The organism is Chryseobacterium sp. JM1, from assembly GCF_000737715.1.
Classification (GTDB): domain Bacteria; phylum Bacteroidota; class Bacteroidia; order Flavobacteriales; family Weeksellaceae; genus Chryseobacterium.
This window is the reverse complement of sequence record NZ_JPRN01000002.1, coordinates 145,164-158,071: the sequence shown is the minus strand read 5'-3', so window position 1 is coordinate 158,071 and position 12,908 is coordinate 145,164. Positions and strand designations below refer to the sequence as shown.

The 12,908-nt window shown below is 37.7% G+C and carries 12 protein-coding genes; 8 read left to right on the top strand and 4 right to left on the bottom strand.

Translation table 11 applies throughout. The annotated features are described in order from the left end of the window. Positions 1-80: 80 nt before the first annotated feature. The 7 genes from IW22_RS02955 to IW22_RS02925 all read left to right on the top strand — a co-directional run bounded on the left by IW22_RS02955 (position 81) and on the right by IW22_RS02925 (position 6,531). Complete coding sequence (locus IW22_RS02955) at positions 81-662, top strand: LUD domain-containing protein (protein ID WP_034724042.1); 582 nt, start codon at positions 81-83, stop codon at positions 660-662. A gap of 24 nt (positions 663-686) precedes the next feature. Next, complete coding sequence (locus IW22_RS02950; RefSeq protein ID WP_034724041.1) at positions 687-1,559, top strand: phosphatidate cytidylyltransferase; 873 nt, start codon at positions 687-689, stop codon at positions 1,557-1,559. A 4-nt stretch (positions 1,560-1,563) separates the two neighbouring features. Further along, positions 1,564-2,217: a phosphatidylserine decarboxylase family protein gene (locus IW22_RS02945; protein ID WP_034724040.1), complete on the top strand. Its 654-nt coding sequence runs from the start codon at positions 1,564-1,566 to the stop codon at positions 2,215-2,217. A gap of 495 nt (positions 2,218-2,712) precedes the next feature. Then, positions 2,713-3,705, top strand: a complete 993-nt coding sequence (locus tag IW22_RS02940; protein ID WP_051890979.1) for a helix-turn-helix transcriptional regulator — start codon at positions 2,713-2,715, stop codon at positions 3,703-3,705. Between the two features lie 79 nt (positions 3,706-3,784). Continuing rightward, positions 3,785-4,198 (top strand): transposase, encoded by a 414-nt coding sequence (locus IW22_RS02935; protein ID WP_034724039.1) that lies wholly within the window; start codon positions 3,785-3,787, stop codon positions 4,196-4,198. A gap of 2 nt (positions 4,199-4,200) precedes the next feature. After that, positions 4,201-4,518, top strand: coding sequence for a hypothetical protein (locus IW22_RS02930; protein ID WP_034724038.1), 318 nt, complete (start codon positions 4,201-4,203; stop codon positions 4,516-4,518). A 213-nt stretch (positions 4,519-4,731) separates the two neighbouring features. After that, positions 4,732-6,531 carry a hypothetical protein gene (locus IW22_RS02925; protein WP_034724037.1) on the top strand — a complete coding sequence of 600 codons (1,800 nt, stop codon included), beginning with the start codon at positions 4,732-4,734 and terminating at the stop codon, positions 6,529-6,531. 53 nt (positions 6,532-6,584) lie between these two features. Here IW22_RS02925 and IW22_RS02920 read toward each other — a convergent pair whose 3' ends face one another. The 4 genes from IW22_RS02920 to IW22_RS02905 form a co-directional block, all read right to left on the bottom strand. After that, positions 6,585-6,932 carry a DUF1801 domain-containing protein gene (locus IW22_RS02920; protein ID WP_034724036.1) on the bottom strand — a complete coding sequence of 116 codons (348 nt, stop codon included), beginning with the start codon at positions 6,930-6,932 and terminating at the stop codon, positions 6,585-6,587. Positions 6,933-6,958: 26 nt separating this feature from the next. After that, positions 6,959-8,791: an ABC transporter ATP-binding protein gene (locus IW22_RS02915; RefSeq protein ID WP_034724033.1), complete on the bottom strand. Its 1,833-nt coding sequence runs from the start codon at positions 8,789-8,791 to the stop codon at positions 6,959-6,961. 188 nt (positions 8,792-8,979) lie between these two features. Beyond that, on the bottom strand, positions 8,980-9,900 hold the full coding sequence (locus IW22_RS02910; protein ID WP_034724032.1) for a M28 family peptidase: 921 nt from the start codon (positions 9,898-9,900) through the stop codon (positions 8,980-8,982). A 321-nt stretch (positions 9,901-10,221) separates the two neighbouring features. Beyond that, positions 10,222-10,611, bottom strand: a complete 390-nt coding sequence (locus IW22_RS02905; protein WP_034724030.1) for a DUF4293 domain-containing protein — start codon at positions 10,609-10,611, stop codon at positions 10,222-10,224. Positions 10,612-10,756: 145 nt separating this feature from the next. On the opposite strand from IW22_RS02905, the gene rho reads away from it, so the two are divergent. Beyond that, entirely contained in the window at positions 10,757-12,634 is a 1,878-nt protein-coding gene (gene rho / locus IW22_RS02900; RefSeq protein WP_034724029.1) for a transcription termination factor Rho, read from the top strand. Positions 12,635-12,908: the final 274 nt, after the last annotated feature.

The following is a 12,908-nucleotide window of genomic DNA, read 5'->3' as shown; positions in this document are numbered from 1 at the left end:
TTCATATTTAAAGCCACATTTTTAGAATCTATTGTAATTATTTTCTATTTTTGTATAAAGTTGACTAAAAATAGATTAAGTTGAATTTATTCAAGAGGATTGTAAGCAAACTTACCAACCAGCCTGAGGAAGAGGAAAAACAGAGTCTGGAGAAGCTCGGGGATTCGCTGAAAAATGCGGATCTTGACTATAAGTTTGCGCAATTATTTACGCATTCAGGGGGATTTTTTAATTATTGTGCAGATGAAGCGGAAGCTCTACAGACTTTAAATCAGATTGTCAAAATAGAAGGAGTAAACAATGTGTTCTGCTGGGACAAAGAGCTTCAGAACTTTTTGAATGTGGTGAAAATACCATACACCTCAGAAATGGAGCATTCTAACGATGCCGCCTTCATCACCTGTGAATATCTTATCGCCTACGACGGGAGAATTATGCTTTCGCATAACAATATCCTGCATTACCATTCTTCAAGACTGCCGGGTAAGATCATTATCATGGCCAATGTTTCGCAGATTGTCAACAACCTGAATGATGCGATGGGAAAGATAAAAAGAAACGGGAATATCAAAAACCTTACTTCCATCAGTGGAGGACAGTCAAGTTTAGATACTTCCTCCAATACGAATACAAAACTGTTTTTATTGCTGCTTGAAGATTAAGCATCAACTTATAAATTTTACATCTTGGACAAAAACCTTATTCAAAGAACCATTTCCGGGCTTGTTTACGTTGCCGTTATCATTCTTTGCACAACACCGCTGGGCGCCCAGCTTATCAACAGGATCCATCCTGACCTTATCAGACAGGAATACCTGTATCATGGGCTGATCACTCTTTTGCTGCTGGTAGGAACCTGGGAATGCGTTAAGATCATGAAATTCGGGAAAGGCTATGAAAAATGGATCGTACTCCCGCTGGTGATTTTTATTTACTATGTTTTTTCCAAAAGATATTTCCACCACGATTTCTTTTTCGATTTCAGGCTGAATGAAATACTGGCTATTTCCCTGATCGCGATTGCGGTGGTCACCTTATTCAAGTACCCGAACGAACTTTATTTCGACAGCGGAAAGCTGATATTTACCGTCATCTATGTAGCACTGCCTTTCAGTTTTGCATTGGGACTGCCTAAGTTTTCCAGCTTTGACGGGACGTTCTCACTGGAAGTTCTTTTCCTGTTTATTCTGATCTGGAGCAGTGATACCTTTGCTTATCTTACCGGAAAATTTTTCGGGAAACATAAAATGGCCCCAAAAATCTCTCCAAAGAAGACCTGGGAAGGTTATGGCGGCGGAGTAGTGCTAACGTTGGTTTTATCCTACTTTATTGAGCATTATCAGCCGGAACTTCGCGGGAACTGGATGGTAGTAGGTTTCCTGGTAGCTGCATTTGCTCCGTTAGGGGATCTTGTGGAAAGCCAGCTGAAAAGAAATTTCGGCGTAAAAGACAGCGGAAACATCATTCCGGGGCATGGAGGCGTGCTGGACAGACTGGACAGTTTTTTAATTTGCGTTCCTGTCGTATATTTGTACTTTATTTTAGAAAAATTTATTTAATCTCATGAAACTACATAAGGAGTCAAAAGGAACGATTACCGTAGCAACGATACTTTTTATCATCATAAGTGTGTTGGCTATTTATTTTCTTAAAATGTGGTCGTTACTGATCATTATGCCAATATTGGTTGTTTACAGTTTAGTATTCTGGTTTTTCAGAGTTCCGGAACGTGATATTCTGGAGCACAGAGAAAACGTAATCGCACCGGTAGACGGAAAGGTCGTGATGATCAAAGAAGTGGATGAAACTGAATTTATCAAAGGAAAAGCCATTCAGGTTTCCATCTTCATGTCACCATTGAATGTGCACATCTGTAGATATCCGGTATCCGGAAAAGTGATCTACAAAAAATACCATCCAGGAAAATATCTGGTTGCATGGCATGAAAAGTCATCTACAGAAAACGAAAGAACAACGGTAGCGGTAGAAACGGCTACGAATCATAAAGTGGTATTCAGACAGATCGCAGGATATGTGGCCAGAAGGATTGTTTTCTACTGTAATGAAGGTGATCAGGCAAAAGCCGGACATGAGTTCGGATTTATCAAATTCGGTTCTAGAATGGACGTATTTTTGCCTTTAGACACGGAAATTATCTGCAAGATCGGAGATATTACAAAAGGAGGTCTGGATGTGATCGCCAAAATGAAAGATTAATAGAATATTTATCATCAGAATATAGAAAGGAGAAATTAAGTTTTCTCCTTTTTTTGTTTTTATAAATTGGTCTTCTCATTTGTGAATTCCTTTTACATCATTTTCTTACACGTACGAGTACTATTGAGTAGTTGTTTCGTAGCATATGTTAAATCTGACCGGTATTTTTGTCATGACAAGTTTTGATTTTAATTGATTTTTTTAATTAATTTTATCCAAAGCATAACAGTTTTTAACCAATTGGTCAATTGTAATGAGCGGCATATCGTTTTTTTATGTAAATATGCTGAAAAATTATACGGATGTATTAAGTCTCATTGAGCTTAATATCTTATTAAAAAAAACACATCTTTTCACAATTTTCACTGACATAAAAAATAGCAGGACTAACCGCTCTGCAACTTTCTGTTATGCTTTGCTGAGTATTGATATGAGGTCGTTTGGCTTGTGCAAAAAGCTACATGAGCATTATTAAAAAAACATAAAACAAATACGATGATTTTTAAATTTTTCTTCAGAATGATCAGTGAAGAGCCTGACAAACTGGATAATGAATATGAGCGCAGCTATCTGAATCTCATTAATAAATACCTGGTTTTTCTTTTTCTGCTGTTCTTATTTTATTCTGTTTTTATCGTGATTTTTTTTGGGGATGCACTGATCTCCATATTTCTGACCATCATTACGCTTTTCTGGCTTTTTTTAATGGCTATGAAAGGGAAAACCGGCCGTTACCGGAAGATGCTCAAGACAAGTGTTATTTTCGTGTTTGTTCTGCTGACTTTTATTGTCAGTTTCTTTCATATTTATACATTCAAAAGTGCAGGGGTAGAATATTTTTATTTCTCGCTATTATTTGCTACTCCGTTTTTTTTCAATTATAGAGAAGAATCCGTTCTGATCCTGATCATGGCCTTTGTGATCAGTCTCAATTTTATTGCATGCCTCTACGTTGATTTTGACTTTCTTCCTAAGAGTAAATTTTTTGAAGCCGGAGATTTCAAAACGGTGAAACTGCTCAACATTCTCTTCTCCGTTGGGTCATTCCTAATGGATATTTCCTTTATAACCCAAAAAGATGACCTGATTTACGGACTTATTGAAGATAAAAGAATCAAAAATTCCACGATAGTAGATCTGCAAAAAACCAATACCGGACTTCTGAAACAGCAGATGCTGATCAATCATCTTACTGAAGAAAATATCAGGGAAATCTATCAGCTTGCTGAAAGTAATTCGCCTTTGTTTTATGATAAATTCCAGGTGTTTTTTCCCCATTTTATTCCGGAGATTTTAACCATCAATCCCAACCTTATTCATTCGGAACTGTATTTCTGTGCCCTGATAAAAATTGATTTTGATACTAAGAAAATTGCGCAGTGTACGAAGTGCAGCATCCGGGCCGTGGAGAGTAAAAAATACAGGATCAGGAAAAAACTGAATATACCCTCAGAAATGAATATTAACAGTTTTATTCTTAAAATATAATTTTTTTGACAATACGCGTAGTATTACGTAGAAAGACAGGCTGTTGTTGATTGTTGTTGTTAATATTTTTGCTGTACTTATGAATTTAAAAGATATACATATTGGAAGTTTTGTGAAAGCGAAGGCAGAAGAACTTGGGGTATCCACTACCAGGATCATGAATTTTTTCCACTGTACCGAGGCCGAAATACAGGAAATGTATGATCAGGAAAGTATAGACACGAAAAAACTGCTCAGATGGAGTAAGCTTCTGCATTTCGATTTTTTCAGAATCTATACGGGACATCTTATCCTGTATTCACCTCCTTCAAAAACGGATAGAGCTATTAAAATGGAGAGTTCGACACTGGAATTCAGGAAAAGTGTGTATACAGAAGAGGTGAAATGTTTTATACTGAATAAAATCCTGTCCAAACAGATGACTACCACCGAAGTTCTGACGAAATACAAGATTCCCAAGACGACTCTTTACAAATGGATTAAGAAAGCATAGCCATGCCTGATTTTAAACTAATTTATACAGACATCATCAGTGAAAAGTTTCCTGAGAAAATAAACAATCCGGTAATCAGAAATAAGCTGAATGTTCTTCATACGACATCTGATATTTTAAAATTCAATGCCCTGATCTTTGGCCAGGCCACCTACAGCGTTGAGTGTAAAAGTCAGAGGCTCCGTTCTTATGATGAATCTTCTATCCGTGAAATTCTCAATTATCAAAAGAAAAACAGGCTCACCAATACAGAAACGGCCAATCATTTCAAAACCAGCCGTAATACGATTGCCCGGTGGAAATCGGTGTATAAATTGTGACTTTTTTGTCTGTTTTTACATCAATTCCACATCCTGACCTGTTTTCTGTCTCTTTTTAAGTGTTTGTTTGTAAGATGCTGATTGATTGTGAGTTTTACTACTCGCGCGTAGTATTGCGTAGGCTGTTTTTATTTGAAATGCCTTTATGGATGATATTTTTGCGTTGGCTGAAAAGTCAGTTTAAAACATAACAAACATAATTATTTCGAAACGATGAAAACAAATTCTACAACAGCAAAAATCAAAGTTTTGCTTCTGGCGCTGCTTTTGGTTTTTGGACAGTTCTATTCACAGATTCAGAACGGCTCGGTAGGGATCAATACGTCTTCGCCTAATGTAAATTCGGTGCTGGATGTGGTCTCAGGAAACAATAATAAAGGGATATTAATTCCCCGCCTCACGGAAAACCAGAGAAATGCAATTATTATTAACAAACCGAAGGATGACGGTCTTACCATTTATAATACGACAGAAGACTGTTTTAATTACTGGAGCTTTGCCGATGATGAATGGAAAAGTGTCTGCGGGCAGATGGGAAAAGCCGTGTTTACGGTTGACTGTTCCAACACGAAAGTGATGGGAACCTATGTGAAAGGAAGAGACCTGACCACTTCCAATTATCTGAATATTTCCGTTAATGTGACTAAAATAGGAAACTATACGATTTCAGGAACCACCATCAACGGATATAATTTCTACGGAACAGGGACATTTTTGAATACAGGTGTACAAACCATCCAGATAGGCGGACAGGGCACTCCTCAGAATGTTCAGACGGATGATGTGACGCTAACGGCTAACGGCAATGATGTGACCTGTACTCCTGCTGTGTCTGTCAACGTTCTAAGCCCTGCAGGAAGTTATACCATGAGTTGTGGAGGTGCTGTGGCGAATGGCGTGTATAAAGTGGGAACAGCTCTTAATTCCTCCAATACGATTACATTGCCCATCAATGTTTCTTCATTGGGAAGTTATACTATTACAACTAATACTGTAGATGGAATTTCATTCAGAGGTTCAGGTACATTTACATCGACAGGAAATCAAAATATAACCCTGAGCGGTATGGGAACACCATCTTCCACAGCGGTGAAAACCATTACCATTACTTCAGACAGTCAGGGAGGGGTTTCTACAACATGTAATGTGAGTGTCATCGTTGTAATTCCTGCAAAAAAATTACTTGCCATAGGACTTGGAACAACTTATGGATATAATCTTAGCAATAGCGGAAGACCTTCAAATACATTAATTACCACTAACACTAATTACGGAACGCTTCCTGCAAGTACCGTAAAATATGAAGGATGGTCTCAAATTATTGATGGAGGTAATTCTCCAAGTGCAGCTCAGTTAAATACCTGGTTACTGGGTTCAGCTCCCGTTGATATGGTTGTAATAGGGTATAGCTATGGAATGAGTGCTGGCGAAGCTTCAGTTTTTCTTCAATATTTGCAGAAAGGGGGTGTTATTCTTTCGTTCTGTGAAGATACTACGGGAAATCAGAATTTCTTCAGAACTATTTTTAACGATCCAAGTATTACCCAATCTACAACAGGAGGTTCCGGTGACGGAAGAACCTATACTTTACCCATTACTTCTGACGAAATTACAAATGGTCCTTTTGGAGATATTCGGGGTAAGCTTTGGGGAGATGATGCTACCGATGTGGTATATTTTACAGGATTGCCATCCGGAGAAATAAGTGTTTACTCAAATGCGACAAATGCCAATAACAGTACAGGTACAGTTGCTGGTGCTGTCACAGCTTTCAAACATAAAAGTTTCAACCTGATATGGGTTGGAGAAGGAGGTTTTAATTCTCAAAGTGGAAACACGGGAGATTTAAATTCCAATACCATTTGTCCGTTTATTTTAGATACAAACAAAAAACCAACTCCAAAAACTACGTATGGTACAGCCGGAACGTTGATCTATAATTCAACTTTTACAGCAAATGCTTTCGCATGGGCTATTAAACAGGCAGAATTCAAAGGAATTAATACACAGTAATGAAAGATAATTTTTAAAGAGGGCTGCGGCATGGTGAAACCATGCCGCAGTTTTTATTTTATATGTTTTTTTACCTCTTCTGTGAGGCTTAAAATAGTTTCAATGGGCAAATCCTCTTTCATATCGATGAGGAGAATTTTAAACTTCTTTCTGCCATCCTGAATCAGGAGTGGATGATCAAGTCTGTCTCCATGATAAAAACTGACGTAATGCTGTTTGTACTTTTTGCTGTAGTAGAGATAGCACAGCATTTTCTTTTTATACTTAAAGAAAGGAAGTCCGAAACTTAATGTCTCTGTAATGTGTTCCGTATCAGATTCGAGGATCTTTTTCCGTAAAAACAAAAGAGTACTTCTTTCAGGCTCGTCGATTCTGTAGAAGTACTCTTGTATTGGATTCATTTAAATGAATTTAATTCAATAAACGATTAGTCAAAATTTTGCAGCTCTACCAGCTTGTGGTACATGCCTTTCTTGGCGATAAGATCGTGGTGTGTTCCCTGTTCCACTACAATTCCTTTCTCCATTACTACGATCCAGTCTGCTTTCTGAATCGTTGAAAGTCTGTGGGCAATCACCAGGGAGGTTCTGTTTTCCATCATTTTATCTAAGGCATCCTGAACAAATCTTTCAGATTCCGTATCCAGTGCAGAAGTAGCTTCATCTAGGATCATTACCGGTGGATTTTTCAATACCGCTCTGGCGATGGAAACCCTCTGTTTCTGACCTCCGGAAAGTTTATTTCCATCGTCACCGATATTAGAGTTGTAGCCATCAGGAAGATTCGAAATAAAATTGTCAGCATTGGCAATTTTTGCCGCCTCAACTACTTCTTCTTTCGTAGCATCAGGTTTACCCATCAGGATATTGTTGTATACTGAATCATTGAACAGTACAGATTCCTGAGTTACCATTCCAAGAAGCTGACGGTATTCTTTTAATTTTAAATGTTTAATATCAACTCCGTCAATTAAAATCTGACCTTCATTTACATCATAGAATCTTGCCAAAAGGTTAGCAATAGTTGTTTTTCCACTTCCACTCTGGCCTACAAGGGCGATGGTTTTTCCTTTCGGAATGATCAGTGAGAAGTTTTTAAGGATCACATTATCTTTATCGTAATAGAATCCAATATTTTTGAATTCGATTTGGTTGCTTAAGGTAGAGATAGAAATAGGTTCTGCAATTTCTTCTACTTTTAAATCATAATCAAGAACTTCAGCTACTCTTTCCAAACTTGCCATACCTCCCTGGATAGAAGAAATCGCACTGGAAAGCTTTTTCGCCGGGTCGAGAATCTGGAAGAACATACCGATGAATACCAGGAAAGCCTGAGGTTTCATCGTTTGGTCCTCTAAAATTTGTGTTCCCGCATACCAGGTAATGATAAGAATGGTGATAGAACCAAGGAATTCGCTCATAGGAGAGGCTAATTCTCTTCTTCTGCTCATATCGATCGCGTAGTTCTGCCAGTTGGTCGTTGTTTCGTTGAATCTGTTTTTAAGGATCTTATCTGCGTTAAAGATCTTGATCACCTTAGACGACTTCAATGTTTCGTCAACCAATGAGAAAAGATTTCCAAGTTCAGCCTGAGCAAAATGAGCCTGTTTTTTCAAACTTTTTCCGGTCCATGAAATCAGCCAGCCCATAATCGGGAAAACAAGCAGTGAGAACAGGGTAAGCTGAGGAGACAATAAAAATAGTGCGATCAGTGAAGAGATGATCATAAACGGAGCATTGATAATGTCTACCAAAACCCCCATGATTCCACCTTCCACACCTCCGATGTCATTGGAAATTCTGGACATCATATCTCCCTTTCTCTGTTCTGTAAAGAAAGAAACCGGAAGCTGAAGAAATTTATTATACATCGCCGTACGAAGATCCTTGGTAATTCCTACACGGTAATTCACCAATAGGAAAGATCCGATGTATCTGAAAATATTTCTCAGTAAAAATGAAACTCCCGTGATGGCACAAAGAACAGCCAATACATAAACAGCACCGTGCTGGTCTATCTGTATCTGTACAAAATAGTACGCTTTATCTTTTATATAATTGAAATAGTCGCCGAAGGCTCCGCTCCATACCGGCTCTTTGGCCTGTTTTTCAATCGTACCGAACATTAATCCCAAAATAGGAAGCATGGTTCCTACCGATAAGATATTAAGTAAGGAGTACAGAATATTGAAAAACATACTTCCGAAAAGGTATTTTTGATGCGGTTTCGCGAAATAAAGTATTCTTTGTAATGGTTTCATTCAATGAAAAATTGGATAGCAAAATTACGTAAAATTAAAGGAAAAGACGTTCTTAATCCTGTTTTACTTTAATTAATATGTTTCAATCGGTCCCGTTTTGTTACAAACGTTTGTTTAATTTTATATCATTAATGGGATATAAGCTAAATAAAAAACCGCCATTCCGGCGGTTTTATGATTGTATTTATTTAAAATTTTACTTTGTCATTATATTTTGGAGCAAAATTCTGAGGATTTAATTTTTCAAGAGTTTTTCCCACATTGTTGATAATACCCGTTAAATTATCAAAATCTACCACACTCACATCATCACTTTCATTATGGTAATGCGAAGCTTTCGTCATATCAACCGTAGAAAATGAATGTGCGATAATTTTCTTCTTCACAAAACTTACATTGTCTGATCTGTAGAATAATTTTTGTGCTGCGTAAGGGTCCGGGTTGATTTTTAAACCGTTCGCTGCATATGTGTTAAAAAGTTCATCAAAGTCTGAAAACTCGTCACCCGTCATAAAAAGAGCATTTTTCCCGAACTGAGATTCTGTAGCGACCATTTCAAAATTGAAAAGAGCGGTCATATTATTATAAATCTTATCCAAATTAGCATCCGTAGAAATCGCTTTGGACCCCAACATTCCTTTTTCTTCTCCATTAAAGGCCATGAAAACCATTGAGAATTCAGGTTTTTTATTTTTAAAATAATCGGCAATACCTGCTAAAGTGGCAATTCCGCTTGCGTCATCATCTGCACCATTATAGATATTATCTCCGGTTTTGTCACTTGTCCCGATGTGATCGAAATGACCTGAGAATCCCAGATACTTATCCGTTTTCCCTTTTTTAACCCCGCATACGTTGTAGACTTTCTTTCCTTCATATTCAAAAGGAATCAGGTAGGAATTCCCTGTACAGTAGCCAAGTTTATTTTCTTTAAAAAGCTTTGCAATATATTCTGCTGCCTTGTCATTTTCCGGAGTTCCGATCTCACGGCCTTTCATTTCGTCTGAAGCAAGCGTGGAAAGGATGGTGGTTACTCTTTCTTTTGAAACTTCCTGTGCCAGCGTAAATACGGAGCAGAAGGACAGGGCAAGGTAGGTTAGTTTTTTCATTATAGATACAATTTAATAAGATCAGTCGTATTCTTAACGGAAATGTTGCACGAAATGGTATAAATTAATCAGACAGGAATGCATTTCAACCATTAAGAAGCTTAAGATGTCATGCGAAATTAAGTAAATCATTTAATTTTTAAAACATTTTCCAGGCTTTCAGTTGATATTCACACCGATACTATTTCAAAAAAGACTCTGTCACACTGAGCGGAGTCGAAGGGTGATAATTTAATTATGAAAATCAAAACAGTTTATATAATGACTACAAAAAAAACAGCTCCTTTCGGAACTGTTCTCACTCAAAAAATCGTTGTAAGGCTATCGAAGTCGGTCTACAGATTTTACGAGCCTCTCATCTCTGCGGATCAATACGTTTGCGATAAGCAGACATATGATTGCAATCAATGGGAAAACCGGCTCAATACCCTTCTCAGGAATATGAATTCCTCCGGATAAGTTTAGTAACCAGTACGCCAATACACCAATCAACAAAGCGTTTATAACGATGCTGAACGTATTCAGCATGATTTGTCTTTTTCTGTTTTTGAAACTGAAAATACTTAATGCACCTGCCAAAACAAGGGCAATACAACTGATATCAATCACCGGAATATTGCCGAAAACGTCAACATCCTGTCCTGTAACGAAAAGGGAAACAGCAGCCAAAACCGCCAAAAGAGTCCATATAGTCTGTATTCTCTGTAACATTGATTATTAAATACCTGGCAAAAATAACATAAATTTTGCACAATTCAAAAATTAGTGTAGATTTGCATTATACATATGTACTTGAAAACAAAAGTCACCGGACTTACTTTTCTTACTCACAATTAATTACATTTTTACATTAAGTATGTTTAACATAGAAACGTTAAGGTCAAAATCCGTAACGGAACTGACTAAAATCTTAAAAGATTTAGGCGTTAAAGTTGCTAGAAACAGCAATGATAATGATAAGATCTTTGCCGTTCTTGACTTTCAGGCTTCTAACCCTAAAGTTGCAAAAGATTATTTCAACGCCACAGAAACCAGCATGGATACTGAAGAAAAACCGGCAGACAAACCTGCTAAGGCTCCTGTAAAAAAAGCAGCGCCTAAAAGACAACCTGCCAAACCGAGAGCAGAAGTAAAAGCACCAACTGAAGAAAAACCACAGATTGAAGAGAAAGTAGAAGAAAAGGTGCCGGCTGCTGAAGAACCCAAACAGGAAGAACCGAAAGCTGAAACAGTTTCCACTCCTGAAGAAAACAATCAGGCACAAGCTAAGAAAAAAAGAAAAAGAGTCGTAGCCAATAACACTGGTAATACAGAAACTCCACAAGAAAGAGCTGAAGCTCCTAAAAATGCAGAACCTCAGGAATCTGCTCCATCTGAAGAAAAGCCTAATATTCCTCAAAATCAGGCCAGATCCCAACAAAGACAAAATAATCCGCAAAACAGCGGAAACCAAAATAAGAACCCTAATCAGCATCAAAACCAAAACCAGGGTCAGAACCAAAATCATCCTAACCAACACCAGAATCCTAACCAGAATCAGAATTCAAATCAAAATCAGCAAAGACAACACGCTGACAGAAATGAGGAGCATCATTCTGAACACAGAAAAGAATTCAGTTTCGATGGGATGGTAAGTATTGAAGGGGTTTTAGAAATCCTTCCGGATAACTACGGATTCCTTCGTTCATCAGATTTTAGTTATATATCTTCTCCTGATGACGTGTATGTTTCTACGGCACAGATCAGAAATTTTGGTCTTAAAACCGGAGATACCGTTAAAGGAATTGTAAGACTTCCGAAAGAAGGGGAAAAATATTTCTCACTGCTAAAACCTACGGAAGTAAACGGACGTGATCTTGCGTTCATCAAAGACCGTGTGGCATTTGAATATTTAACGCCGCTTTTCCCTGAAGAAAAATTCAATCTTACCGGAAACGGATCTACACTTTCAACAAGAATTGTAGACCTTTTCGCACCGATCGGGAAAGGACAGAGAGCAATGATCGTAGCCCAGCCTAAAACGGGTAAAACGATGTTGCTTAAAGATATCGCCAACTCTATTGCAGCCAATCACCCTGAAGTATATATGATGGTCCTTCTGATCGACGAACGTCCTGAAGAAGTTACTGATATGGAAAGAAGTGTAAATGCAGAAGTTATCGCCTCTACATTTGATGAAGCAGCTGACAAGCATGTAAAAGTGGCCAACCTTGTTTTAGCAAAAGCCCAGAGAATGGTAGAATGCGGACATGATGTAGTGATCCTTCTTGACTCTATCACAAGATTAGCAAGAGCATACAACACGGTGACACCGGCATCAGGAAAAGTACTTTCCGGTGGGGTGGATGCCAATGCGCTTCACAAGCCAAAAAGATTTTTCGGGGCAGCCAGAAAAATTGAAGGGGGTGGTTCATTAACTATCATTGCAACAGCACTTATCGATACAGGTTCCAAAATGGACGAAGTGATCTTTGAAGAATTCAAAGGAACGGGTAACATGGAACTTCAGTTAGATAGAAAAATTGCCAACAGAAGAATTTATCCTGCGATTGATCTTGTCTCTTCAAGCACACGTAGAGATGACCTTCTCTTAGACGAAGTGACTTCGCAGAGAATGTGGATCTTCAGAAAATACCTTTCTGAGATGAATCCTGTAGAAGCAATGGAATTTGTAAACAAAAACATCAGAGGAACTTTAAATAACGAAGAATTCCTGATGTCTATGAATAAATAGATTAATTTAATTGTTGTTAAAAAAAGCACGGAAATCAGCGGATTTTCGTGCTTTTTTATTGAAGTTTTTGAATTTGGGAGTAAGAGTGTAGTGTTTGAGAGGGCAAGATTATAAATTTGTTCTCTTGTAGTTTAATAATTAAATTAGACTTTGAGATGTATTTTACACTACAAGAACCTCCATCTTCCGACTTCCTGCTTCCTTCTATAAAAATTAATTCATTCTAAATCAATATATCAATGTTAAAGATTTATTAAAGTAATACCCAGTATTT

Excerpts from the sequence above, each read along its gene's own strand:
- IW22_RS02945 (WP_034724040.1), top strand. The coding sequence starts at position 1,564 with ATGAAACTACATAAGGAGTCAAAAGGAACGATTACCGTAGCAACGATA.
- IW22_RS02940 (WP_051890979.1), top strand. The coding sequence starts at position 2,713 with ATGATTTTTAAATTTTTCTTCAGAATGATCAGTGAAGAGCCTGACAAA.
- IW22_RS02935 (WP_034724039.1), top strand. The coding sequence starts at position 3,785 with ATGAATTTAAAAGATATACATATTGGAAGTTTTGTGAAAGCGAAGGCA.
- IW22_RS02930 (WP_034724038.1), top strand. The coding sequence starts at position 4,201 with ATGCCTGATTTTAAACTAATTTATACAGACATCATCAGTGAAAAGTTT.
- IW22_RS02925 (WP_034724037.1), top strand. The coding sequence starts at position 4,732 with ATGAAAACAAATTCTACAACAGCAAAAATCAAAGTTTTGCTTCTGGCG.
- IW22_RS02920 (WP_034724036.1), bottom strand. The coding sequence starts at position 6,932 with ATGAATCCAATACAAGAGTACTTCTACAGAATCGACGAGCCTGAAAGA.
- IW22_RS02915 (WP_034724033.1), bottom strand. The coding sequence starts at position 8,791 with ATGAAACCATTACAAAGAATACTTTATTTCGCGAAACCGCATCAAAAA.
- IW22_RS02910 (WP_034724032.1), bottom strand. The coding sequence starts at position 9,900 with ATGAAAAAACTAACCTACCTTGCCCTGTCCTTCTGCTCCGTATTTACG.
- IW22_RS02905 (WP_034724030.1), bottom strand. The coding sequence starts at position 10,611 with ATGTTACAGAGAATACAGACTATATGGACTCTTTTGGCGGTTTTGGCT.
- rho (WP_034724029.1), top strand. The coding sequence starts at position 10,757 with ATGTTTAACATAGAAACGTTAAGGTCAAAATCCGTAACGGAACTGACT.